Here is a 25,585-nt window from a genome sequence, read left to right on the forward strand (position 1 = left end):
TTTCTTATTATTGTACTTGCTCTAAGCCATTTTGAGTAATCTTGAAGGAAATCTCTTTAAATTTTTTCGCATCCCCTTTTCCAATTAACTCACCAGTTTTATACCAACTTAAACGATCAGATTCTGCATGATACACTTTTACTACATCACCATACTCGAACATCATACCATTTACTTGCTCAGCAAAATTCTTTGAAGTCTCTTGTCCTTCTGCCGTTACATGCTTTTTCTCGGTTCCATTTTGATCATATACCGTAAGTCCTATATACTGTTCATTTACAAAACGATAATGTATTTCACCATCAGTAAATGTTGCATGTAATTTCTTCGCATCATGATTTAAGGTAACGATTGAACGCGTTACATCAGCCACACCTTGGTATACTATACTATCTCCATACATCACTTCTAATGAAGCTTCCGTCACTTTCTTATTACCAAAGCGATCTTTTGTTTCTACTTTTACTTTTTGTTCACCAATTTTTGTTGTATTCGGTTTTTCTACAAATCCGAGTACTTCTCCATCTTTCACTTGAACAAAGTTTTTTGCATCTAATTTTTCAGCGTCTGTTCCAATTACTACTTTTTGTGGTACTGCTGTTACTTCTTGCCCAGCTTCCATTCTTTCAAAGCCGTTTTCAGTAATTTTGAAGACTAGTTCCTTTATCTCTTTATTCTTTCCTTCTCCCGCATATACACCTTTTTTGTACCAGTGTAGGCGTGAAGATTCTGCATGATATACTTTCAACATATCTCCATACTCAAATGTTAATCCATTTACTTCCTTGGCAAAAGCTTTCGTATTTTCCATACCTTTTACCGCTATATTTTTCTTCACTCTTCCTTCTTTATTGTACAGAGTAAATTCAAAATACTTCTCATCTTTAAAGTAATCATGAATCAAATTATCCGTATCTGTCGCACTCATTTTTTTCGTATCATGATGTAACGTTATAATCGATTTCATATCGTCACTACCATAACTTAATCCATATACAAATAGGCTATCTCCATAAGTTACTTCTACTGGAACTTCCGTCACTTTCTTATTTCCGAAACGATCTTTCGTTTCTACTTTTACTTTTTGTTCACCAATCTTTGTCGTATTCGGTTTTTCTACAAATCCAACTACTTCTCCGTCTTTCACTTGCACAAAATCTTTTGCTTCTAATTTTTCAACGTCTGTTCCAATTACTAATTTTTGTGGTACTGCCGTTACTTCCTGCAGAGCTTCTAATCTTTCAAATCCATTTTCAGTAATTTCAAAGAATAATTCTTTTATTTCTTTATTTTTTCCTTCTCCCACATATAAACCTTTTTGATACCAATGTAAACGTGAAGACTCTGCATGGTATACTTTCACCACATCTCCATATTCAAATGCTAACCCATTTACTTCCTTGGCAAAAGCTTCTGTATTCTCCAAGCCTTTTACCTCTATATTTTTCTTCTCTTTTCCCTCTTTATTGTACAAGGTGAATTCAAAATACTTCTCATCTCCAAAGTAATCATGAATCAAATTATCCGTATCTGTCGCACTCATTTTTTTCGTATCCTGATGTAACGTTATAATTGATTTCATATCGTCACCATCATAGCTTAACCCATATACAAGTAAACTATCTCCATATGTCACTTCTAATGGAACTTCCGTCACTTTCTTATTTCCAAAACGATCTTTCGTTTCCACTTTTACTTTTTGTTCACCGATTTTCATTGTATTCGGTTTTTCTACAAAACCAATTACTTCTCCACCTTTTACTTGAACAAAGTTGTTCGCCTCTAATTTTTCAGCGTCTGCCCCGATTACTACTTTTTGCGGTACTGCTTCTACTTCCTGTATACCGTCTATTAGTTCATATCCTTGTGGAGTAATCTTAAAGAACTTTTCTTTTTTATTCTTAGCTCCACCTTGCTCTACAAGTTTATTACTTTGATACCAATCGAAACGACTTGGTTCTGCATGATATACTTTCATAATATCGCCATATTGAAGTTCAACACCTTCAAGTTGCAAAGCAACTTTTTTAGAATTTTCTTGACCTTCTATAGAAATATTTTTCTTTTCATTTCCGTCCTTATCATATAAGGTAATCCCTACATACTTTTCATTTTTAAAGCGCTCATGGAACTCATTACCAACGAAAGAAACGTTGATTTTCTTTTCATCATGAAGGAGCGTTATAACAGAATTTACCTCATCACCGTAACCTTTAAATACCATAGTATCTCTATAAAGACTGTTAACTGGAACAGAAATGAAATTCCTCTGTCCTTTCTCATCCTCAATTTCTACTAATACCGCTCTTTTTCCAACCTCTAAATCCAGCCACATAATTCTACCTGTTACTTTTACATTTTCACCTAAATTTTGAACAAGACTATTTGCTAGATTTTCATTAAAATTCGCACCAACGATGAGATCTTGTACCACATTAGACGCTTCACCATAAGGAAGCCCGCCGTATGGTTTCACTTGTTTTTCACGAATAATATTACTATCTGTTGCTTTCCATATTTCTTTTTCTAATTTAGGTAAATTTAAATTTTCGATTTTCCCTCTAACCTCATCATTTGGACCTAATCCCCATTTCTCAAAAAACGGTACTAAGTTTTGTTTAGCCGCTTTCGATGCCATATAAATAAACATTTGCTTTTTATCTTCATCTGAAGCAGGCATTTCAGATTCTGGTAATAAGCGATACATTTGATGTAAATTAGGGTAAAAATGCTCTCCATAAGCTAAATCAAGTTGCCAAAACATTACTAGTTTCTCGAATTCTTCCATATTTTTTTGAGCATCAGGATTATCTAAGTAAGCAAAAGCTTTTTTATAATGACCATCTTCTTCTAGACTTGATTTATTGCCTAACATTCTTTGAACCGATAATGAATATATATTTACTGTTACTTCTCCTACACCTGACCAAAACCAAGGAGCTTGCTGATGTAAATGCCCTACTTCATGCCACGGTCCCCAGCCATCTCCTTGTAATCTCTTTATATTTAAAACCCTATCCATAGTCTCTGGAACATACCCTGTATGATAATGAGTAGCAAACATCCAATCATCTTTATCTGGTTTTCTCTTTTCAACAAATTGGATATAGTGGTTTGGAGCTTTTGACACCCCTATACCATCTTCAGATAATCCTGCTACAGAATTTTCAAAGCGAATAATCTTATCATGTAGCCTCATTAATTCTACTGGATCCGTCTCTCCCATATAGTTTTCCACTGCTTCAGGACTTGCAGTAATTAAACTTCTCTCACCCTTCAATTCAACTGCATAAGGATTTTTATACTTCTTTAACATTGCATCCCAATCTTTTTTTGTGTGCTTCCCTAAGATAAATAATGGAAAATGACTTCCTCCATGAATAACTGAAGCTGTTACTTCGCCATCATTATTCATGTTATAAAAATATAGTATTCCACCTATTGAAGATGAAATATTATTTTCACCAGGTTTTAACTCAAATTCTTCAAACCCTTTTTCATCATATGACTTCGTTCCTATGAACGCTTTAATAGATTGCGTTCCTTTTATTTCAATTTTAATTTCTTCATTTGGACCAGCATAAATTCCAGTTGGTTCATTCGCTGAAAGTACATAACGTACTTTTAAGCGTTTTTGCTCTTCTTCAATACTACCTTTCCCAGGCAAATGAAACGTTCTCTGCTCCAAACGATTCTCTTTACTCTCTTCCAACTGCCCGCCCTTATTCTCTTCCAAAGGCGCCGCATATCCTTTCGATGCTTCGAAAGCTACTGGTGATAATAATGTAGATATACAAATACCAGCTACTAATATCCTACTCTTTTTCTGCTTTGACATAATCTGTGTCCCCTGTCCTTTTTTTAGACAAACCATCCTATATATTCATTTAATAAGAAATCCTATTATTTTTATAAAAACATTTAACGAATAGACTAACGCCTCTCGCACCTATATCAATTACTTCCGCATTTCTCTAAATGTATTCGCTTTCTTACATTGTAAAATTTTTCATGTATTATGCCCTCCTCACTTCACTCTACTTGTGATGAGTTCTCTTCTTACATAAAAGAAACATAGTAAAAGATATATTTTAGTCTCGTCATCTATACATCTAAAAATAAAACCTTACATTTTCTTCATATATGACCACCTATAGGTAGTTTTTCCAACTGAATTGTACACGCTTTACACTTTGTTTGATAGACTTTTCAATTAGAATAATGTTACAATTTTGTGAATTTAATCTATTTATTGTAACGTTTGGATTTTATTATATTTTGTTATTTCCAAATAATTTTCTCAACATAAAAACAGTGTTTTATCTAATTAATAATTATCTTGATATAATTTTAAATTTCATATATAAAAAGCATTGGTTAACACCAATGCTTTCATCCTTACCTTTTATATTGATTCGGTTTATGCGGTTCATTTGGAGTATGTGGTTTATTATTATCATGACCATTTCCTTTTTTCCAACTCACTGATAACTCCGGACTTGTTTCTTCTTCACTACGCTCAAGTAATACAACTGCATTTTGAATTGTGGGTGTACCTTTATGTGCAATCCCTTGTAGCTTCGTTAATTTCCCGATTACTTTAAAGCTAAATCCACCAGCTGGTGTTTGTTTCGGAATTAAAATGCGGAACTTCTCTCCTACATTAAATTCTGTTTTTGTTTCGCCCTTTTCATTTGCAAATTTCACGCCCGCTGGTGCACCTGTTGGTTGCACTTTATACGTTCCGCTTTTTGCATTTGTTTCTACTGTATATAAGCCTGTTTCAAAGAAATCATTTTTCAATACCGCTTCTTGTTCTTCTGTTGGTACGACACTCATCGTAATTTCTTGTAACTCTTCACTAGCGCTAGCTTTTGCAACGATATCTTTCGTCACCTTTTCTACATTTTTATTACGGAAATCTAAATCATTAATATCGATTTGTTTTAACGCATTCCATACTGCAAGCTGCGTTGCATAATGAGCTTCTCTCCAATCAGAAACACCTAATTCTTGCGGGCTCTTTTGTGGATATCCATTCAATAATACGCGATATACGTTAATATCCACTTTCCCCATTTCCGGTAAATCTTGACCGCTTGGAGATTTTAAATCTACATTTAAGCAAAAAGCAATTTTGCCATCTGCCGTTTTAATAAGCTCTGTTCGAATTGGTTTCTTCTTGGACTTACTATAACTCCAATCCATTTGATACTTTGTATGGTCCATCACTTCTGCGAATGCTTTTTGAAGTGGGAATAACACAAATAAAACACTTAAAAACATAGCTAAAAGTTTGAACGATTGCTTTATATTCATGTTCACAGCCCCTTAATAACAAACTTAATACTAAGTAGTATTTAATTAGAAAATATTTTTATACAAAAAAAAGAGTGCTTTTACGCACTCTTTTTTCTTACCTTAATCTTAGAAATCGAAGTTATCAGGATCTGGACCAACGCGGTGATTTTGATTTAACGCATCGATTTTTTCCATATCTTCTTTCGTTAATTCAAAGTTAAATACATCAGCATTTGCAATAATGCGGTGTTCTTTCGTTGATTTTGGAATTGTAATCACTCCATTTTGAAGATCCCAACGTAAAATAACTTGCGCTGTTGTTTTGCCATATTTCTCAGCAATCTCTTGTAATGTTTCGTTATCTAATAATTGACCTTGCATAAGTGGTGACCATGCTTCCATTTGAATACCTTGTTCTTTACAGAAAGCTTGTAATTCTTTTTGTGTTAAACGAGGGTGGTATTCTACTTGGTTAATCATTGGCTTAATTTCTGCATCTTTCATTACATCTTGTAAGTGGTGAATTTGGAAGTTACTTACGCCAATTGCACGTACGAGATTTTCTTTATAAAGTGTTTCTAGCGCTCTCCACGTATCTTTATATTTTCCTTCTACAGGCCAGTGAACAAGATATAGGTCTAAATACTCTAGTTCTAATTTCTTTAAGCTCTCTTCGTATGCAGCAATTGTTTCTTCGTATCCTTGATCTGCGTTCCATACTTTTGAAGTGATAAATAATTCTTCTCTTGAAATACCAGTCGCTTCAATACCTGCACGGATTCCTTCACCTACAGCTTTTTCATTTCCGTAAATTGCAGCTGTATCGATGCTACGGTATCCTGCTTTAATCGCTGATTTTACAGCTTCTACAAGTTCTGGTCCTTCTTCTACTTTAAATACACCTAAACCGAACCAAGGCATTTCTACACCATTATTTAATACTGTTTTACTTTGTAAGTTTTTCATTTTATTTTCTCTCCTTTTATTTTACTTGATCTCTTTTTTCTAATGTCATGCTCCACGCTGTTAAAATCACAGCACCTACTACCATAATTCCGCCTACCCAAGCCGTATGAATTAATCCTAACGAGTTCGTTACAATACCGCCCAAGTAAGCACCAAGAGCAATTCCTGCGTTAAATGCTGCGATGTTAATCGCCGATGCTACATCAACAGCGCTAGGTACAAACCTCTCAGCCAAGATAACGACATACACTTGTAGCCCTGGGACATTCATAAACGCAAATAGTCCCATAAAAATAATTGTAATGAATCCAGCAACTTTAAATGGTGCTGTAAATGTTAAAACAAATAATACAATCGCTTGAATAAAGAACATGTAAAATAACGCTCGAATCGGATTATGATTTGATAATTTTCCACCGACCATATTCCCAATCGCAATTGCAATTCCATACACTAACAAAATAATTGTAACGGTACTTGCTTTAAATCCTGTTACTTCTTGTAATAACGGAGATAAATACGTAAATGTTACGAACGTTCCCCCATATCCTAATGCAGTAATAATAAATACAAGTAACAGTCTTCCATTCGTAATCAGCTTAAATTGATCGCGAAATGATACGGACGTACCTTTTTTAAAATTAGAAGGAATTAGCATACTATTGGCGATTAAAGCAACGATTCCAATGGCCACAATAACAATAAACGAGGCCCTCCAGCCAAATTGTTGACCGATAAACGTTCCAATTGGCACACCTGTAATAGTCGCAACTGTTAATCCAGTAAACATAATCGCAATGGCACTTGCACGTTTATTCTCAGGTACAAGAGCAGCCGCAATTGTAGATCCAATTGACATAAAAACACCATGTGCAAATGCAGATACAACCCTCGCAATAAGTAACACAGTAAAACTTGTTGCTACTGCCGCAATGCCATTACCAATAATGAAAATAATCATAATCCACATTAATAACGTCTTTCGCGACATACTAGCTGTTAATGACGTTAATACTGGAGCACCAAACGCTACTCCTAATGCATATAAAGAAACAGTTAACCCCGCTGTTGTAACAGAAACATGTAAATCCTCTGAGATAGATGGTAATAAGCCGACACTAATAAATTCAGTTGTACCAATTCCAAACGCACTAATTGCTAGTGCTAATAAAGCAAACATACTTCTCCGATTCGTCTGTACTGCCGAAGAAGATACTGTATATGAATTCAATTGAACTCCTCCTTAATGCGAGAAATCCAATCATAATAGTATGATAAAAAGGCCTTTTTATCTTCTACAAAAATAACTTTACTGTTGATATACGCTATTATGAATGGCTTTACTCTTTTTTTGAAGAACGCACTTAAAAGTACGATAGGTACCTAAAAGTAACATAGGCACTTTTTAGTACCGTACTACTCATTTCCCTCTTACGTATGCTATTATGGAACATATTCAACATGATAAAAAGTACGTACTTTAAAGTGCTATAGGCACTTTTTAGTAACATTTAATTATTTAGCTTCTTTTGTTGGAGAACTTAAATCTACATTCATCAAAGGAGATTTTTATATGAAAAAATATAATATTCCCGTTGAAGCGACTTTAGAGGTTATCGGTGGAAAATGGAAGGTTGTTATCCTTTGTCATCTAACGAAAGGCACAAAAAGAACGAGTGAACTAAAACGTTTAATGCCTGGGATTACACAAAAAATGTTAACTCAGCAATTACGTGAATTAGAAGACGATGGGGTCATTCAAAGAAAGGTATACAATCAAGTACCACCAAAAGTAGAATATTCACTTACAGAATACGGTTGGTCTTTAGAATCCATTCTTGATTCTCTTTGTACTTGGGGCGAATGCCATCTTGAAAAAAGCGGTAACACATCGATGCTAATTGTAGAAGGTGAATAATAGGAAAAAGGAAAAAACGAACATGAATTTGTTCATTTTTCCCTTTTTTTCTTTATATGTATATACATTTCTAACTGGAACAAAATATTTTATACGCTTTCATACCTTGTCAGCACTACGTTATACATTCAATATCAAATAATTAGGAATCATTTTTATGTTAACATAGGTGTATATAGTATATAATATAGGATATATATTATATACACTTTCCGGTAGCGGAGCTTTTCCATTATGCGGACAAGCCATGTATCGGACAGTTCATAAATGATAAGTAAGACGTTATGGTTTTAGATTTATGTTTGCAGCTTACTTGCTGTCGTAAATTTAAAGGCATTTTATTGTGTTTTGTGAAACTTTGTATAAAGTTTCGTAAACGTTTACTATCTTACTTATAAAAAATAAGAGTATTGCTATCGTAAAGGAGAATTGGAGATGCCAGAAACTATGACTCAAACAAAGCCAGAACAAGAAACTGTACAAATTTCTGCTAGCCAAGGACAACTTGATGTACTTGATCAGTTGTTAAAACCTGAGGTACAAGAATCATTAACAACACTAGTAGAACAGCTTCCAAAATTAACTGAGCTTGTTAACATTTTAACTAAATCTTATGACTTCGCTCAAACTGTTGCTACTGATGAAGTATTAAAAAGCGACACTGTTGGTGCAATTACAGAGCTTGTAGAACCTGTAAAAGATACATTGAAAAGCATGGCTGCAACTGCAATCGAAGCGAAAGATCGTGCTGAAGAAAGCAACGAAGTTATCGGCCTATTCGGTCTGTTAAAATTACTAAAAGATCCACAAGCACAAAAAATGTTCCGCTTTGTGAACGCATATCTTCAAATTAGTGCAGAACGTAACAATAAATAATTTAACTTATAACAACAATTAGTAAAGACGGGGGATATCATACTATGTCAAAACAAATTGTCATCTTAGGCGCTGGTTATGGCGGTCTTCTTGCCGCTTTAAACGTACGTAAATATTACAGCAAATCAGAAGCACAAGTTACAGTGATTAACCAATACCCAACACACCAAATCATCACTGAACTACACCGCCTTGCAGCTGGTAACGTGTCTGAGCAAGCAGTTGCAATGCCACTTACAAAGCTTTTCAAAGGGAAAGACATCGATCTTAAAATCGCAACAGTTGAGTCATTCTCAGTTGATAGCAAAGAAATCAAACTAGCTGGCGGCACTACTTTATCTTACGATGCACTTGTAGTTGCTTTAGGAAGTAAAACTGCTTACTTCGGTATTCCAGGACTAGAAGAAAACAGCATGGTATTAAAATCTGCTGCTGATGCAAACAAAATCTACAAACACGTTGAAGACCGTATTCGTGAATACGCGAAAACGAAAAACGAAGCTGATGCTACAATCGTAATCGGTGGTGGCGGATTAACTGGCGTTGAGCTAGTTGGTGAGCTTGCTGACATTATGCCTAAACTTGCAAAAAGCCACGGCGTAAATCCAAAAGAAGTGAAACTTCTTCTTGTTGAAGCAGGTCCAAAAATCCTTCCAGTATTACCAGACCACTTAATCGAACGTGCAACTACTAGCCTAGAAGCACGCGGCGTTACATTCTTAACTGGTCTTCCTGTAACAAACGTTGCTGGCAACGAAATCGACTTAAAAGACGGTCAAAAACTTGTTGCTAACACATTCGTTTGGACAGGCGGCGTACAAGGTAACCCATTAATCGGTGAATCAGGTCTTGAAGTTAACCGTGGACGTGCAACAGTTGATGCATACCTACAATCTACTTCTCACAAAGACGTATTCGTTGCTGGAGACAGCGCTGTTGTCTTCGCTCCAGACGGACGTCCATACCCACCAACTGCACAAATCGCTTGGCAAATGGGTGAGTTAATTGGATACAACTTATACGCAGCACTAGAAGGCAAAGCATTCGAAGAGTTCGCACCTGTAAACTCTGGAACACTTGCTAGTCTAGGACGTAAAGATGCGGTTGCTACAATTGGAGCAAGCAATACTCCACTTAAAGGCTTACCAGCATCATTAATGAAAGAAGCAAGTAACGTTCGTTACTTATCACACATTAAAGGTCTATTCAGCTTAGCTTACTAATCTGAATATAAGCCCGAATCATGCCCTGCATGGTTCGGGCTATTTTTATCCGTAATTTTCTCTAACTTATTTATTCGTCAAAAAAATTATATACCCTTTAAATTTATCTAAATATACTGACTTTTTACAATGAAAGCTGTCCCGTTCGGAACAGCTCTTATTGTCGCTTTTTGTCGGTAAATCGATATATTGGGAAAATCGCTGATATATTCGGATTTGCGCTGATATATTTCAAAAATCGCCGATATAATTCGAGTTACGGTCGATATATTCGAAAAATCGCCGATATATTTTCCAGCCTTACTTATTATCCTAATTTCACAAGACTGTAGTTCTTCTTCCCTTTACGAATAATAATAAATCTTCCATCAAACGAATTTTCTACAGTAACATCCGTACCCACATCTGTTACTTTCTCACCATTCATAGAAATCGCACCATTATTAATGTCCTCGCGTGCTTGTCGTCTAGATGGTTCGATTCCTAAATCGACTAGCCACTCTACGATGTTTTTCGTCTCTTTTGAAGACTTAAATGTTGGCATTTCTTTAAAGCCTTGTTCAATTTCATCAGCTGTTAACGATTTAATATCTCCGCTAAATAACGCTGCTGTGATTTTTTCAGCTTGCAGGAACGCCTCTTCTCCATGAACGAATTTCGTCATTTCTTCTGCTAACACTTTTTGTGCTTCACGTTTATGAGGCTCCGCTTCTACCCTCGCTGCTAATTCATCAATACGCTCTTTCATTAAGAACGTAAAGTATTTCAAGTATTTAACGACATCACGATCATCTGTATTTACCCAGAACTGGTAAAATTCAAACGGTGTCGTTTTTTCAGGATCAAGCCAAACCGCACCACCTGCTGATTTACCAAACTTCGTACCATCCGATTTTAATAATAATGGAATCGTTAATCCGAATACTTTCGCCTCATGACCTTCTAACTTACGAATTAAATCTAAACCACTCGTAATATTTCCCCATTGGTCACTGCCACCAATTTGAAGTTGAACATCCTCTTTCGTGTATAAATGATGGAAGTCCATCGCTTGCAAAATTTGGTACGTGAATTCTGTGAAAGAAATACCTGTATCTAAACGGCTTGCTACAATATCCTTCGCTAACATGCTATTGATGCTAAAGTTTTTCCCGTAATCACGTAAAAACTCAATAATATTTATTTCATGTGTCCAATCATAGTTATTTACCATCTTCACTTCGCTATTTCCGCCAAAATCAAATAGCTTTTTCATTTGTGCTGTTAGCGCATCTACATTATGCTGAACCACTTCTAACGTTTGAAGTTGACGCTCTGATTGTCGTCCACTCGGATCACCAATTGTTCCTGTTGCCCCGCCAATTAAAATAACAGGATGATGGCCAGCTAATTGGAATCTCTTCATCATCATAAACGGAATCAAATGTCCGATATGCATACTATCACCAGTTGGATCAACTCCGCAGTATAGTGAAATCTTTTTCCCTTCTACTAGCTTACGTAAGCCTTCTTCGTCAGTCTGCTGATTAACGGCGCCGCGCCATTCTAATTCATCAATAATATTCATCTTTTGTCATCCCCTTTATTTTTTAAAAACAAAAAAGCCCCTATGTCTACGATAGACATAGGGACGATTATTCACCGTGTTACCACCCAGTTTGCATAAATAGCATAGCTACTCATACCACTCTTAGCAATAATATCGATTGCTAGTCCGCTTAGCATTACCTAAGATACTCCAGAGTGTAATTCGCAAGTTTGTTTGTGCTAGGTTACAGCAACCCCTAGCTCTCTCGTTAACAGTGACAAACTGCTACTGGGCTCTTTCAACGTATGTTATTTGTTAAATTATTAGCCATTATATTGAATCGAAAACAAATTGTCAACAATACCCAAATATTATTTTAAAATAATTCATATCTTCATACGTATTTCGTTATTCTTTATCTTCTCCAATAATCCTTACTTCTCGCTCCAACTTCACGCCAAATTTCTCTTCAACTGTCTTTTGTACGAAGTGAATTAAATCGATGTAATCTTGTGCTGTTCCGTTATCAACATTCACCATAAATCCAGCGTGTTTTAAAGAAACTTCTACTCCACCAATTCGCTTACCTTGTAGTCCTGAGTCTTGAATTAACTTACCAGCAAAGTTATTTGGTGGGCGTTTAAATACGCTACCACATGAAGGATATTCTAGAGGCTGTTTTGACTCACGTTTAAACGTTAAATCATCCATTTTGGCTTTAATTTCTTCATGTACACCTTCTTCAAGTTCAAATCTCGCTTCAAGAATAATGTAATGGTTGTTCGCAAATACACTCTTACGATATCCAAATTCAAATGCTTCTTTCGTCAAAGTACGTAGCTCTCCATCACCTGTCATTACGACAGCTTCTGTTAATACAAACGAAATTTCACCGCCGTATGCACCAGCATTCATATATAATGCTCCGCCAACTGAACCTGGAATACCACAAGCAAACTCAAGACCCGTTAAATTATGGTCTAAGGCAATACGTGATACGTCAATAATTGCTGCACCACACTGTGCTACAATCGTCGTTCCTGTTACAGTAACACCTGTAATATGAATTAAACTTACTGTAATCCCGCGAATTCCACCATCTTTAATAATGACATTCGATCCATTTCCTAAAAACGTAACTGGAATATTATATTCATTCGCATATTTGATAACTTCTTGAATTTCATCATAATTTGTAGGCGCAACAAAAACATCTGCTTTTCCGCCAACTTTAATATGCGTATGATTCTTTAACATTTCATCTTGTTTAACATGTCCTTCAGGCAATACCGTACTTAAATATTTATAAACCTCTTGCATATTCATTTTACGATTCCTCTATTTCTATATTCATTTTATCCCGTTATACGGGCCCATAATATCCCCACGTACATGAAAGAACCTAAAGTGGTGGATACAGTGTACCCAAAATCAATTCGAGACACCTATAAACCTCTTAATTTATAAGAGGTGCCACTCATATTAAAATATATATTGCATAATAAAGCAACCCAAATGGACTACTAAACTTGACATGTCATCAGAAAGACAACAATTTGTAAAATATGTGACTTTTTCAAAACACTATCCCTCAGTATCTTACTATACCATACAAAAATAAAGTGGTATTTTTTTGTACTTTTTACTTTATTTACATCAATGAAAAAAGAGCACATCCGACAGAATGTGCTCTTTCTATACTCTTTATATTACTTTTCGTTCTCTTCTTTTTCTTTATCAAACCATAACAGCTCATCGTTATCAACTTCACCATTATAATTGATTAAAATTTCTTCTCCTGCTTTTATATCTTTATAAGCATAGAAGTTAAATGTATGATTCTCAAAAACGATGTCATACGTTGCATTCGGTGTATATGAATGATTAAATAACATACCATATCCTAAAAGGATTGCCGTATGATTGATCCCATACTCAAATGCGTAGTCAGCAAGTAACGTCTTCTCAATATGTTCATGCTGTTCATTCGGATAAGAGATAACTGGTGCGGCGTGTATCAACTCACCCTTTTTAATATCACGAGTTGCAAATACACCTCTATTAAATTCTCCATCACTAAGTTCAGAAGTCTTAACTTCGATCATATGCGTCACCTATATAATTCTTTCTTTGAAGTATTTTATTCCGCTATTTGCGGATAGCTTGATTGGTGAGGGCTAATAATCAGTATGTACTAGTCTCACTTTATCTCCTTAAGCTTGGCAGAAAACGCGCAGAAAAGCAATTAAATTCCTATCAAGTATTCGTTTCAATGAAAAAAGAGCACATCATTCGTGCTCTTTCCAAGTAATATTACTTTTCTAAAATATCTTCTAACAACTTCACTTGCTCGCTAACAGTTTGCAACGTCTTCACTGACGTATCATTTCGATGTTTTTCTTCTTCCACACTCGCTAGCACTTCTTCTGTAGCTGTAGAAGTTTGCTGAATTACGTTAGAAGCATGCGTAACATCCTTTACGATATTCGTCGTTTTAACTTGGAAACTTTCTTGATGAACAACAACCTCTCGCATTACTTCATTAATTGCATCAATAAACTTCCCTAAATCAGTTACATTTGTTAAAACACTTGCTAACATCTCGTTACATTCTTCTTGTACTCTTTCTGACTTTTCTACCTGCACTTCTACCTTACTTGCTTGATTACTAAACTCCTTCAAAATCCCTTGAATTCTTCCCGCAGAACGATTTGATTCTTCAGCAAGCTTTAACACTTCACTCGCTACAATAGCAAAACCTTTTCCATGCTCGCCTGCCCTCGCAGCTTCAATATTTGCATTTAAAGCTAGCAAACTCGTCTGACTTGAAATATTCGTTATTACATCTACAATTTCATTAATTTGTTTCAATTGCATCATTAAATCTCTAAATATAATTCCAGACTGTGAAACAACATCATTTAAACTTCTCATGTTAGTTTCAAAATTTCTTAAAGTATGTACACTACCCTTTGAAATTTCTAAACTTTCATCCACACGAGCCGATGCAGTTCTTACTTGAGAGATGATTTGTTCAATATTTACCTCCATATCATTCAATACTTCTACCGAGCGATACATCATCTCTGATTGTGCTTGCGTACCAACTGCCACCTCTTCAAAGGCAAAATTAATCTCACTCATCGATTCCATCGACTTGTTCATATTTTGTCTTAAATGATTGAAATTACTATCTAGTTTCACAACTGTTTCTTCAATAAGCCTTTGCGTCTCTTCTAGCTCTTGTGCTTTTCTCATTACTTCTTGCTTCTCATCACTTAAACGAAGGAGCAGATTAGAACCGATTTTCGTGACGCCCCACATAGCGATTGTTACAATCGCTAACAAACTTGCAAAATTAGCAGCTTCAGACGAGGCTGTATAAGCAAAGAATTGCTCCGGCCAATAGCTACAAAGGATAAATGTAATCACAACAGCTACCCCGCCAAGAATTAAAATAAGGCGCTCACTTAAGTAAATAAGTGAAACAGCTAATGTGAAATAGACCATTTGAAATACAGCCGGGCTTTCATTAAAAGCTTGTACCATAATGTAAGACATTGTAAGCAACATAAATGTCATGATATATTTATACACTGATTCCATACTTTTTATAAAAGTAAAAATCGTTCCAAATGCAACGACAGAAATACCACAAATCCAAAACGCTATTGCTCTCTCTGTAAAAATATATCCATAATACCCAATTGCGATTATCCCAAGGAAGAAACTACAAATCGTTATAAACAGTAATAAATGATTTTTCTGTGATTCTTTCTCAAGGTTAGAAAAACAAGTCCTCTTTAACCACTCCATATGAAGCCCCACCTTCTACTTATACATATCAATTACTTCAGTTTAAATACCGCACTCACTGGGTTATGATCGCTATTTTCAAACTTTAAATCTTTCCCTTGTACATTTACAATCTCTACATTCGGTGAAACGATAAAGCCATCAATAATAGTAACGAAATTTTCACCTTCTACATATTTCTTCACATCATCTCTCACAGTCATAACAGACGGATCTACAGCCCACTTAAAGCCACCGTCCGTAAAGTCCTTCGGTAACTCTACTAACCACTCAGGACGCTCTTTCACGAACTTCGGATCACTTAATTGAGCGTTCGAAACTAATTGATTCCAATCTCCACCCATTATTACGTAATCACCTTTTTCATAATGTTTGTTCATATATTCTTTTAAATACTCTACTTGCTGTTTTCTAATTTTCCCGCCTTCATCATAAGCAGACAAATGTAAATTTACGAGTCTAACATGTTTCCCATTATTAACAGGAATTTTATATTCCACAATTGCTCGATCTAAATCAAACAAACGCTTTGGCCAAGGCTCCATTCCAGGAAGCTGGAATCTCTTCGCTTCTTGAACAGTGTATTTAGAAAACGTACTTAATCCAGCCTCCGCATATCCCATTGGATTTGTTATTGGCACTGGAACCCATTTCGTATCGTAGTTCTTGCCAAATGACGAAACATAATCAGGTAATCCTTTTTTCAAAAATTCATGTCCATTTACATCAAATGAACGAAGTGACTTTATATCAACTTCTTGTAATAGTGCAAAATCACTATTCTCATTTTGTAAAAACGAAAGCATATTCTTTAAATTAGTTTCCGTTTGCTCTTTACTACTTGAACCAGATCCCTTTCCGCCATCCATAAAGAAATCTTGATCCTTATCTAATCCAGCATATCCAATATTAAATGTTGTAACTTTAAATTCATGTCCAGTCGCTAATACGCGCTCCTTATTATTCTCCACCTTCAAGGCTATAACATCAACAGGCTGTTCTTTAGTAAGTGTCATATACGCTAGAAATCCCCCTACAATGCCCGCTACCACTAAAACACATGTAAATACGATTTTTAAAAATTTCTTCAAATAAATGACTCCTTTTCACGCGAATTTATTTTTCTTTATTTTCAGTCAAATAAAACAAAACGACACACATAAGAAACATTTTATCATAATTAAAACCGTATATCATTATATTTAGTTGATAAGTAATCAATCCCATTTTAATTACTTAAAAAACCTTCAGACATCAAAAAAAAGAAAAGTTACACCTACCTCCTCACTGGAAATTAAACGGTATTTTTAGTACACTATATGTAATAATCATAGGCGATGGAGTTCGCCATAAACGCTGCTTAGCTAATGACTCCTACCAGTATATATACTGGTAGGAGTCTATTTTTTTGAGCAAGCTATTTAAAGAGGTGAGAAAATTGATTTATATTATCGTCGGCATTGCCGGTATATTAGGAGCTCTTTCTCGTTATTATTTAGGTCTTAATATCACCACATTTTGGCATCATTCATTTCCATTAGCAACATTACTCATTAACTTAACCGGTTGCTTCTTCTTAGCGTGGCTAACTACTTATATCGCTCGGCTAAACATCTTACCTTCAGAGATTATCACAGGCATCGGGACTGGATTCATCGGTTCCTTTACAACTTTTTCAACATTTAGTGTAGAAACTGTGCAATTGATCAATCATTCTGAGTGGAGTATAGCCTTCTTATATGTATCATGTAGCATACTTGGTGGCCTCATTATGTCTAGTCTTGGCTATACACTTGGAGATTTCTTAATTAAGAAATCTCTTACGGAAGGTGATTACTCATGATAGAGGCTTTATTAGTCGCAGCAGGAGGATTTTTCGGTGCGATTACACGATTTGCAATTAGCAATTGGTTTAAGAAAAGAAATAAAACACAATTCCCACTTGCTACATTCCTTATTAACATAACAGGGGCGTTTTTACTTGGATATATAATTGGAAACGGGGTCACTACAGGCTGGCAACTACTATTAGGTACTGGATTTATGGGGGCATTCACAACATTTTCGACGTTTAAACTAGAATCTGTTCAACTCCTCAATCGTAAAAACTTTAGCACATTCCTTTTATACTTAAGCGCTACTTACATAATTGGTATCGCCTTTGCATTCCTTGGAATAAAGCTAGGCGGAACATAAAAAAAGCGACTCTAACCAGTCGCTTTCTTTCATAAGAAGTATGTCCCGCCATATGGAATGGAAAATAAACCAGCTGGATGTACATCGTAATGTACAATTTGCATCGGAAGCTGTGAATACGGCATATACTGACTTTGCATCATTTGTGCAAAATATGCTTGTTGTTGCATTTGAATAGCTTGATTCACAGCATGAATAGTTCCCTGTGCCCCAGCCAAAGTAATAGCTGCTCCTACTTGTCTTCCATTATAAAAATGATGGTTCATCATGATTCATCTCACTTATTCTTTTTCTTCCATATGGTATGTTTCTATTTCATAGTGAGTGTTTTGTCCCTATCTATTGCCCTTTTTCAGCTTTGAAGTAATAAATCCAAATAATAATACACCAATACCACTAAGGAACAATACATAACTTATCGGTACTAGGAAAAAGAAAGGTTCTTCAAGGAATCCATCCGCTCCTACTTTACTGTTTGAAGCATGTATAGTTAAACAAATAATTGCTAAAATCATGAAAGAAATAGCTACTATGTATTTATTTTTCATTTCAAATTCTCCTCTACTCGTGTAATTCTCCTTGGATCGTTAACATCATATTATCTAAAATAACATTAACAGTCAATAAGTATTTATCGTTTAACAATAAATACTTATTGACTAGACTAATAACAAAAAGGTTTGCAAAGCATCTTAAATCACTTTGCAAACCTTCTAAATTATAAAGTGAAACTTTAATCAGCTCTCACCAATTGGGCGTTTACGGGCAGCCCGACTCGCAAATAACGGAATAAATCTTTACGCTTCAAACCTCTTGCTTAATACAACATACATTGCGCAAAATAGCACAAATATCCCAGCATAAATTAACAAAATCCCTACACTAAACATATCCGACAATGGACCAAATATTATCATTCCTAAAGGAAGCGCACATGAATTCGCAATTTGTACAAGGCTAAACATCCGTCCGTGCATTGATGGTTCTACTTTCTCCTGCAATAACACAGTAACTGGTGTATTGAAGCACGGCATTGTTATACCAATTAAAAAGTTAAATACTAAATACATAATAAATACCGGAGCGATCCCTAGTCCAATCATAAGCAGTCCATATAATGCACAAGCTAGCGCTGTTGTATGCATACGATTACGAAAACCACCCCATGCCGCAATCAATATGCCACCAGCTGCCGCACCCGCACTAAAGGTCATCTCACTAGCAGTAAGTCTCCACATTTCAGCCCCGAAAGAACGAGTTACCATTAAAGGTGTTAAAAAAGCAGCTGGACTTATTAAAATCATGACGATAATCAATAAAACGATTAGCCTTTTAATAAATACATTTTCTTTTAAATAAGAGAACCCTTCTTTAATTCCTTGTAGGTTAGATTTTTGCTTACTCTCTACATTCACATGTCCTTCCACCTGAATGACAAACATAATACTAATTCCAAACATAGCTGTAATAACATCAATAAAAAATGTTGTTTCAATGCTGGCAATAGAAAGAATCGCCGCACTTGCTGCTGGAGAAAGAAACATAATTAAAGATGTAATACTGCTATTTATTCCATTTACTTTCATCAGATACTCTTTCGGAACGATTTGCGGAATTAATGCATTCACAGCTGGCGTTTGTACTCCTGTTCCAGCTGAACGAATGAGTAACACAATAAAAAGTAACCAAATACTTTTATATCCTGTTAAAAATAAAATTGCTAAAACTAACGTCGCAATCGCTATAATCCCGTCCGATAACATAATCATCTTTTTGCGGTCATAACGATCAATCCAAACACCTGCAAACAAAGATATCGCAATTTGTGATAGAAAACCGCAAACAGTTGAAATAGTCAACATCACTCCTGATGATGTTGTAAGGGTGATATACCATATAATCGCGTATTGCACGAGAGAGGAACCGAACAACGAAATAGTTTGAGCGGTCAAAAATAATATAATTTTCGTTTTCCAATTGTTTTCACTCATATGTTTCACACCCCATTAACTAATCCCGTCTCTATATGAAAAATGCTATCTGCCCAATCAAGATAAAAACTCGCTTCGTGAGATACGAGTATAATGCTGCCCTTAAACTTAATTAGCGCCTTTTGTAAAGCTTCCTTCGCTTCTGCATCTAAATGATTTGTCGGCTCATCTAAAATTAAGAAGTTACAAGGTGATAGTAATAATCCACACAGTTTCACCTTCGATTGTTCACCACCACTTAACGTACGAATTTCTTGCGAAACGTGCGTATCCTTCACACCACACGCAGCTAAATGATGGCGTATTTCCTTCATATTCAGTTTAGGAAACTGTTCTGAAATAATTTGAAGCGGAGTTAAAGAATCATTGCTCCAATTTAAATCTTGCTCATAATATCCAATCTTTATTTGCTCTGAAAAGTGAAACTCTCCAGAAATACTAGCAATATTTCCAACGATTGTTTTTAATAAAGTAGATTTCCCTACTCCATTGAAACCTGTAATAACAAGTTTTTGCCCACCCATTACTGAAAAATCCAACTTTGGTAAGAGAGCGAAGTCATAACCAACTTCAAGGTTATTTACTTCAAGAACTGTCTGAACTGAAATGGGAAGTTCCTGAAAATGAATAGACGGTTTATGAGTAAAACTTGGTGGCGCAATTCTTTCCATACGCTGCAATTGTTTTCGACGACCTTGCGCTATTTTTGAATTCACCCCGGCAATATTTCTACGAATATACTCTTCCGTTTTTTCAATTTTCTTTTGCTGTGCATAATATTGGCGAATATAATCTTTTCGCAAATGCTCCTTTTGTCTTACAAAATCTAAGTATTTGCCATAATACTTCTTAACCGTTCCGAACTCTACATCACATATGCAAGAAGTTACTTTTTCCAAAAAATCAAAATCATGTGATACGACAATAAACGCTCCTTCAAACTTCATTAAATAATTAGCAAGCCACTCCACATGCTCCTTATCGAGAAAATTCGTCGGTTCATCTAGTAATAAAATATTAGGCTCTTCTAATAAGAGCTTCGCTAAAATTACCTTTGCACGCTGACCTCCGCTTAATTCACCAATAACACGATCCATCCCAATCACATCAATACCTAGACCAGCTGCCACCTTATTTATTACGCTGTCTACTGAATAAAAATCACGAGCCTCCAGCTGCTCTTGCATTTCAGCTGCTTTTAGTAGTTGATTCTCATCTCCAGTCATCGCACTTTCTTCATATAACTTGTTCATTCTCTTTTCCATTTCATACAAATCATAAAAGGCTCTCTTTAAATATTGTGAAATGGTATAACCCTCATCAATTTCAGCGTATTGATCAAGATGCCCAATTTGAATATTGGGTTGCCACTTTATGTCTCCCTTATCAGGAATAATTTCCCCCACTAATATTTTCATTAATGTGCTTTTTCCTGCACCATTCTGTCCAACAATTCCCATATGCTCCCCTTTATGCAAATCAAAAGAAGCATTTTCGTATAATACTTTATCTATAAAACTATGTGATAAACTTTCAACTTTAAGTAAACTCATTTTTATTCCTCTTTTCCTGAAATTAAAAAAAGCAGAGAGATAGCGTCATTCGACACTAGCCCTCTGCTTCGTGGTTTTTCCTATACTACTCCAATTTACAGTAAAGACTCATCGGAATAATATACACAAAGGGCCATAGACAAAGCATTGTCTATGGCCCCTTAATCTATTTTATACACCAGCTGAAAAACCATAACGAAATAAGCATAGATATACTATACTTTTTTCGAAAAGTTATTCAGCCGATGAATATAGGGGATTTAAACCCCTTGATTAAGCTCCGTACAACGCTTCACCGTATACATTTGTGCGGAGCAAAGTTTTCTAATGAGTTTTACAAATTTTATATAAAGCATATTCTGCACCTTCCTTAATACTTAAAAGGGATTTTAGCATACGGTTTTACGAAGCGTCAACATTACTTCTGAATCTTTCAACTACTTGTTTTCAAAATATTGCTTCTGAAACATACACATTCTTATCGCATTATGATAGTTACCATCAACGAAAAACTCATCGATAAGCTCACCTTCTACCATAAACCCAACTTTTTTATAAACATGTACTGCCTTTTCATTTTCCTTATCCACAACTAAATATATCTTATGCATATTTAGTACAGAAAAAGCGTAATCCATTGCTAAACGCGTCGCATCCACTGCATAACCATATCCTTGATAATTCGGATCAATAATAATTTGGAATTCTGTTCTACGATGAATATAATCAATTTCTACTAACTCAACTAATCCAACCATTTCATTGTCTTTCTCAACGATAAATCGGCGTTCGCTTTGATCATGTATATGTTTATCGTATAAGTCTTGCAGCTCCACAAATGCCTCATATGGCTCTTCAAACCAATACGACATAATGTGCGCATTATTATTCAGTTCGTGTACAAACTTTAAATCTTCTCGTTCTAATGGACGTAACTTCAATTCCTGATTCATTCCTATAACCTCCAAGTAAAAAAAACTCTTCACTTAATTTCTCAATTTTTTTCGATTTCAAACGCCCTAATTTCATTGTAAACTTTCAAGCAACTTGAAGGTCAAGATGTAAAAACTAATGTAAAAATATTATGCCGAAATTTATAACTAATTAATAAAGAATGTAGGTATTTACAGTAACTTAACGAAAAAAGAACAGTCTTTTTGCTTTCCAAAAAGCTCAGTAAGATAAAATAAAATTATAAATATATCATCGTTAAAAATTAAGAAAAGGAGCTGAATCTATGAGTATACAATATAGAAAATATGCGTTATCTGTAATCTCATTAGCCTTATTTACTCTTATTGGTTGTACTAATAATGAGCAAAAAAACGATAAAAACGAGACATATACTTTTGAGGCTTCCAAAAAACGTGGTGATATTATTGAGAAAAACGATGAAGTTTATAACATAGAGAAATTAGATACTTTCGTAAAAAACTATAATTCAAATAAAGACGATTCAGTTAGAATTACTAAATTTAATAACAAGAACGAGCCTATTATTATTGATTTAACTGTAAAAAAAGAAAAGGAATCTACCTCCGTCTATTATGATGTCGACTACACAAAAACAAATGAGAAACTTAATGAAAACCAAGAGATACAATATTCGAATACTACATGTCAAAAGATAAAGAAAGATATTGAAGACAACAAAGTAACTTATAAATTAGAATGTCCTGACACTATTCATTTGATTACAGCCCCAAAATCATAGGGTGGAAAATTCCACATAAAAAAGTAGTGCAAACTTACGTCTGCACTACTACTCTTTTCTCAAATCTCTCATATTCGATATGTATAAAGCAATAACTAAAACAAGAATTGCTCCCGCGTATAATAACGTCTCCATCGGTTCCTCATGAGACACAATAATCAACCGAATTAAAGCCGTAATTCCGATATAAATAAAATAACGTAACGGGAAATGATAATTCGATTTAAAATACTTAATAATTAATGCAATGAACTCGAAGTATAAGAAATAGACGATGATACTTTCAACCAATTTATAAGACGTATACTCTTTTGACGAAAAAATATACTGCACAAACGTGATCGTCTCATTCACTAAGAAAATCGATAACACAATGGATAATATAATTAAAGCTATATTTAATATCCATTGCAAAATACTAGCTATAACATGATCGATATTAAACGACTTCATTTTATCTTTAAACTCCCCTTCGTATAAGTACTTATTTATTATAGCAAAATTACGATTGGAAAGAAGTTAAATCATATATTCGTCCTTTGTTGTTGCCAGTATAGGCCAGATTTAGTGTGTGGAGAATTCTGTTTACAACCATACCTGACGAAACATGGAGAAACTCTTTCAAATTACCGTTCGTACATGTCGTACTAATGAGCAATGCATAATCTCGTATAGCACCCTCATGTGCCACTTTTGAAAAATCTTTACAACTTGTACAACGCCAACCCTTCTTAACTTTAACCATTGGAATAACTAAGCATTTCTCACATTGTACTCCATTTAGCAACTCCTCTTTTTCTATTTTATATTGCTCAAGTATATTTTGTTGAAGTGGAGAATGCTCCGCTATTATTTGATGAATGAGCCTATCTACATTATCTATAACTTTTTTCTTATATTTACTTTCAAACCACTTTATTTTATGAGGTAGATTTGCACTATGAATAATTGTATGAAGAAGATTGTCATCTGAAGATTTTATAATGGTACGAGGCGAGCTAATAACAACGAGGGACTCGATTGGAAGACTAGAAGAAAATCCATGTAAGCTTAACCATTTTTTAAGTTGTATTTCCTGCCTTTTTATTTGTAAAACAGGGTCTGGAAATCCCTCTGAATTTTCTTCTGTTATTCGGATAAGTTGATTAAACTTTGTATCAAATATTAATGTACCTGCTATATTTTTTATCTCAAGAAACAGAAGAAACTTTGTGGAAATGATAATAGTATCAATTTGAAAGTATTGATCATGATTAGATAAGCGAACATCATGTAAAACACTGTACTCTTTCTCAGAAATAAAACTAAGTGGATAATCAATCGCTTGCTCCCCTTTATACCCCGCCATGTGTTTTGCCAAGTTTTCTCCAATTATATTTCGTTTCGGATGATGTACAGGTAACCTTCTAAGAAGCGCTTCTAACTGTCTTATATAAATCGGTATTTTTCTTTCTTTCACAATCACCTCAAACACCCCTTTACAAATATATCAACGATTTTTTCAATATATCTATCACAACTAGCAATATATCAACGATTTTTCCAATATATCTATCATAACTTACAATATATCAACGATTTTTCTAATATATCGATCGGTCGACAATATCCGACACTACCTCACTTCAATCACTCACAGCATATCCTAGAAAAACACCTTCAGCAAAAACTTAAAATCGCATTTCCTCATAAAAAAACCATAACCCGATCCTCCAGCAAAGTTATGGTTTTTATCCTACAACGCCACTCTACCTATAACTTTGCCATGAATTCCACAAAATCCATTTGTGCCTATACCAACTTTCACCTTTTTCACAATGAAACTATATACGTTAAAATCGTTTCATAACGCTATTACTTCCGCATACCTACACTTTATATAATAACGGTACAGTACAAACAACGTACTGTACAAATATATGTGGGGGGATTAACTATGAACGAAGCGTTACTATTAGTCGACATACAAAATGATTACTTTGAAGGTGGCAATATGGAATTACATCAACCTGAAAAAGCCGCACAAAAAGCGAAAGAAGTTTTGAAAGCATTTCGTGAAAAACATAAAACAGTTATTCACGTACAACATATTGCGAACAATGAAGGAGCTACTTTCTTCTTATCCGATACAATAGGTGTTCAAATTTATGATGATGTACAACCAATTGCTAACGAAAGAGTCATTCAAAAACATCACCCTAACAGTTTTTTAAGAACAAATTTATTAGAAACATTACAGACAGAGAAAATAGACCGACTAGTCATTTGCGGTATGATGACTCATGTATGTATTGATGCAACAGTGCGCGCTGCCAGTGACTTCGGATTTCAATGTATTGTAATTGAAAATGCTTGTACAACAAAAGATTTAGAATTCCAAGGAAATCTAATCCCCGCAGTACACGCTCATCAATCGTTCATGAGTGCATTAGAGTTTGGTGATATTTATGCAACAGTCATGTCAGCAAACTGTTTTATAAACAAGAGCAAATAAAAAATTACA

General features: G+C 34.9%; 23 protein-coding genes, 1 riboswitch and 1 other annotated feature. Of the genes, 7 read left to right on the forward strand and 16 right to left on the reverse strand.

Features of this window, described 5'->3' with window-relative positions:
- Nucleotides 1-7 precede the first annotated feature (7 nt).
- From BAQ53_RS23990 to BAQ53_RS24005, 4 genes are all read right to left on the reverse strand, one after another.
- Nucleotides 8-3,838 (reverse strand): putative mucin/carbohydrate-binding domain-containing protein, encoded by a 3,831-nt coding sequence (locus BAQ53_RS23990; protein ID WP_208906308.1) that lies wholly within the window; start codon nucleotides 3,836-3,838, stop codon nucleotides 8-10.
- A gap of 560 nt (nucleotides 3,839-4,398) precedes the next feature.
- Nucleotides 4,399-5,319 carry a thioester domain-containing protein gene (locus tag BAQ53_RS23995; RefSeq protein ID WP_001022543.1) on the reverse strand — a complete coding sequence of 307 codons (921 nt, stop codon included), beginning with the start codon at nucleotides 5,317-5,319 and terminating at the stop codon, nucleotides 4,399-4,401.
- A gap of 108 nt (nucleotides 5,320-5,427) precedes the next feature.
- Complete coding sequence (locus BAQ53_RS24000) at nucleotides 5,428-6,267, reverse strand: aldo/keto reductase (RefSeq protein ID WP_000793560.1); 840 nt, start codon at nucleotides 6,265-6,267, stop codon at nucleotides 5,428-5,430.
- 16 nt (nucleotides 6,268-6,283) lie between these two features.
- Nucleotides 6,284-7,447 (reverse strand): MFS transporter, encoded by a 1,164-nt coding sequence (locus tag BAQ53_RS24005; protein WP_178379653.1) that lies wholly within the window; start codon nucleotides 7,445-7,447, stop codon nucleotides 6,284-6,286.
- Nucleotides 7,448-7,840: 393 nt separating this feature from the next.
- Between BAQ53_RS24005 and BAQ53_RS24010 the strand changes: the two genes are divergently transcribed.
- The 3 genes from BAQ53_RS24010 to BAQ53_RS24020 all read left to right on the forward strand — a co-directional run bounded on the left by BAQ53_RS24010 (nucleotide 7,841) and on the right by BAQ53_RS24020 (nucleotide 10,284).
- Nucleotides 7,841-8,185 carry a winged helix-turn-helix transcriptional regulator gene (locus tag BAQ53_RS24010; RefSeq protein ID WP_000760475.1) on the forward strand — a complete coding sequence of 115 codons (345 nt, stop codon included), beginning with the start codon at nucleotides 7,841-7,843 and terminating at the stop codon, nucleotides 8,183-8,185.
- A gap of 435 nt (nucleotides 8,186-8,620) precedes the next feature.
- On the forward strand, nucleotides 8,621-9,061 hold the full coding sequence (locus BAQ53_RS24015; protein WP_208906309.1) for a DUF1641 domain-containing protein: 441 nt from the start codon (nucleotides 8,621-8,623) through the stop codon (nucleotides 9,059-9,061).
- A 44-nt stretch (nucleotides 9,062-9,105) separates the two neighbouring features.
- Entirely contained in the window at nucleotides 9,106-10,284 is a 1,179-nt protein-coding gene (locus BAQ53_RS24020; protein ID WP_000043202.1) for an NAD(P)/FAD-dependent oxidoreductase, read from the forward strand.
- Between the two features lie 307 nt (nucleotides 10,285-10,591).
- Here the strand turns inward: BAQ53_RS24020 and tyrS are convergent, their stop codons facing one another.
- The 5 genes from tyrS to BAQ53_RS24045 form a co-directional block, all read right to left on the reverse strand.
- On the reverse strand, nucleotides 10,592-11,851 hold the full coding sequence (gene tyrS / locus BAQ53_RS24025; RefSeq protein WP_208906310.1) for a tyrosine--tRNA ligase: 1,260 nt from the start codon (nucleotides 11,849-11,851) through the stop codon (nucleotides 10,592-10,594).
- A 56-nt stretch (nucleotides 11,852-11,907) separates the two neighbouring features.
- Nucleotides 11,908-12,123: a binding site (T-box leader), on the reverse strand.
- A gap of 97 nt (nucleotides 12,124-12,220) precedes the next feature.
- Nucleotides 12,221-13,138, reverse strand: a complete 918-nt coding sequence (gene murB / locus BAQ53_RS24030; protein ID WP_001057102.1) for a UDP-N-acetylmuramate dehydrogenase — start codon at nucleotides 13,136-13,138, stop codon at nucleotides 12,221-12,223.
- 383 nt (nucleotides 13,139-13,521) lie between these two features.
- Nucleotides 13,522-13,917, reverse strand: a complete 396-nt coding sequence (locus BAQ53_RS24035; RefSeq protein ID WP_000573649.1) for an SET domain-containing protein — start codon at nucleotides 13,915-13,917, stop codon at nucleotides 13,522-13,524.
- Between the two features lie 208 nt (nucleotides 13,918-14,125).
- Nucleotides 14,126-15,628 (reverse strand): DUF4077 domain-containing protein, encoded by a 1,503-nt coding sequence (locus BAQ53_RS24040; RefSeq protein ID WP_208906311.1) that lies wholly within the window; start codon nucleotides 15,626-15,628, stop codon nucleotides 14,126-14,128.
- 32 nt (nucleotides 15,629-15,660) lie between these two features.
- Nucleotides 15,661-16,719 carry an endonuclease/exonuclease/phosphatase family protein gene (locus BAQ53_RS24045; protein WP_000714053.1) on the reverse strand — a complete coding sequence of 353 codons (1,059 nt, stop codon included), beginning with the start codon at nucleotides 16,717-16,719 and terminating at the stop codon, nucleotides 15,661-15,663.
- A 233-nt stretch (nucleotides 16,720-16,952) separates the two neighbouring features.
- A riboswitch (Fluoride riboswitch) is annotated at nucleotides 16,953-17,012 on the forward strand.
- Between the two features lie 54 nt (nucleotides 17,013-17,066).
- Here BAQ53_RS24045 and crcB (BAQ53_RS24050) point away from each other — a divergent pair.
- Entirely contained in the window at nucleotides 17,067-17,471 is a 405-nt protein-coding gene (gene crcB / locus BAQ53_RS24050) for a fluoride efflux transporter CrcB (RefSeq protein WP_000639317.1), read from the forward strand.
- Nucleotides 17,468-17,824, forward strand: coding sequence for a fluoride efflux transporter CrcB (crcB, locus tag BAQ53_RS24055; RefSeq protein ID WP_000568571.1), 357 nt, complete (start codon nucleotides 17,468-17,470; stop codon nucleotides 17,822-17,824). The genes crcB (BAQ53_RS24050) and crcB (BAQ53_RS24055) overlap by 4 nt, the downstream gene beginning before the upstream one ends.
- A 29-nt stretch (nucleotides 17,825-17,853) precedes the next feature.
- Here the strand turns inward: crcB (BAQ53_RS24055) and BAQ53_RS24060 are convergent, their stop codons facing one another.
- The 5 genes from BAQ53_RS24060 to speG all read right to left on the reverse strand — a co-directional run bounded on the left by BAQ53_RS24060 (nucleotide 17,854) and on the right by speG (nucleotide 22,321).
- The gene (locus BAQ53_RS24060) at nucleotides 17,854-18,093 is read right to left on the reverse strand and encodes a DUF3947 family protein (RefSeq protein WP_000980932.1); all 240 of its coding nucleotides are present in this window, start codon (nucleotides 18,091-18,093) and stop codon (nucleotides 17,854-17,856) included.
- Between the two features lie 66 nt (nucleotides 18,094-18,159).
- Entirely contained in the window at nucleotides 18,160-18,372 is a 213-nt protein-coding gene (locus BAQ53_RS24065; protein WP_208906312.1) for a DUF3955 domain-containing protein, read from the reverse strand.
- 249 nt (nucleotides 18,373-18,621) lie between these two features.
- A complete protein-coding gene (locus BAQ53_RS24070) occupies nucleotides 18,622-19,815 on the reverse strand; it encodes an MFS transporter (RefSeq protein ID WP_208906313.1) in 1,194 nt (397 codons plus the stop codon).
- A 5-nt stretch (nucleotides 19,816-19,820) separates the two neighbouring features.
- On the reverse strand, nucleotides 19,821-21,368 hold the full coding sequence (locus tag BAQ53_RS24075; protein WP_000054867.1) for an ABC-F family ATP-binding cassette domain-containing protein: 1,548 nt from the start codon (nucleotides 21,366-21,368) through the stop codon (nucleotides 19,821-19,823).
- 437 nt (nucleotides 21,369-21,805) lie between these two features.
- Nucleotides 21,806-22,321 (reverse strand): spermidine N1-acetyltransferase, encoded by a 516-nt coding sequence (gene speG / locus BAQ53_RS24080; RefSeq protein ID WP_001071092.1) that lies wholly within the window; start codon nucleotides 22,319-22,321, stop codon nucleotides 21,806-21,808.
- Nucleotides 22,322-22,605: 284 nt separating this feature from the next.
- Here speG and BAQ53_RS24085 point away from each other — a divergent pair, with 284 nt between their 5' ends.
- Nucleotides 22,606-23,082 (forward strand): DUF4362 domain-containing protein, encoded by a 477-nt coding sequence (locus BAQ53_RS24085; RefSeq protein WP_000027507.1) that lies wholly within the window; start codon nucleotides 22,606-22,608, stop codon nucleotides 23,080-23,082.
- Between the two features lie 48 nt (nucleotides 23,083-23,130).
- On the opposite strand, the gene psiE is transcribed toward BAQ53_RS24085, so the two are convergent.
- Complete coding sequence (gene psiE / locus BAQ53_RS24090) at nucleotides 23,131-23,535, reverse strand: phosphate-starvation-inducible protein PsiE (protein WP_000834707.1); 405 nt, start codon at nucleotides 23,533-23,535, stop codon at nucleotides 23,131-23,133.
- A 49-nt stretch (nucleotides 23,536-23,584) separates the two neighbouring features.
- Entirely contained in the window at nucleotides 23,585-24,541 is a 957-nt protein-coding gene (locus tag BAQ53_RS24095; RefSeq protein ID WP_208906966.1) for a nuclease-related domain-containing protein, read from the reverse strand.
- A 477-nt stretch (nucleotides 24,542-25,018) separates the two neighbouring features.
- Between BAQ53_RS24095 and BAQ53_RS24100 the strand changes: the two genes are divergently transcribed.
- Nucleotides 25,019-25,576 (forward strand): cysteine hydrolase family protein, encoded by a 558-nt coding sequence (locus BAQ53_RS24100; protein ID WP_074593763.1) that lies wholly within the window; start codon nucleotides 25,019-25,021, stop codon nucleotides 25,574-25,576.
- Nucleotides 25,577-25,585 lie beyond the last annotated feature (9 nt).

This window comes from Bacillus sp. B25(2016b) (assembly GCF_001679765.1).
Taxonomy (GTDB): Bacteria; Bacillota; Bacilli; order Bacillales; family Bacillaceae_G; genus Bacillus_A; species Bacillus_A thuringiensis_K.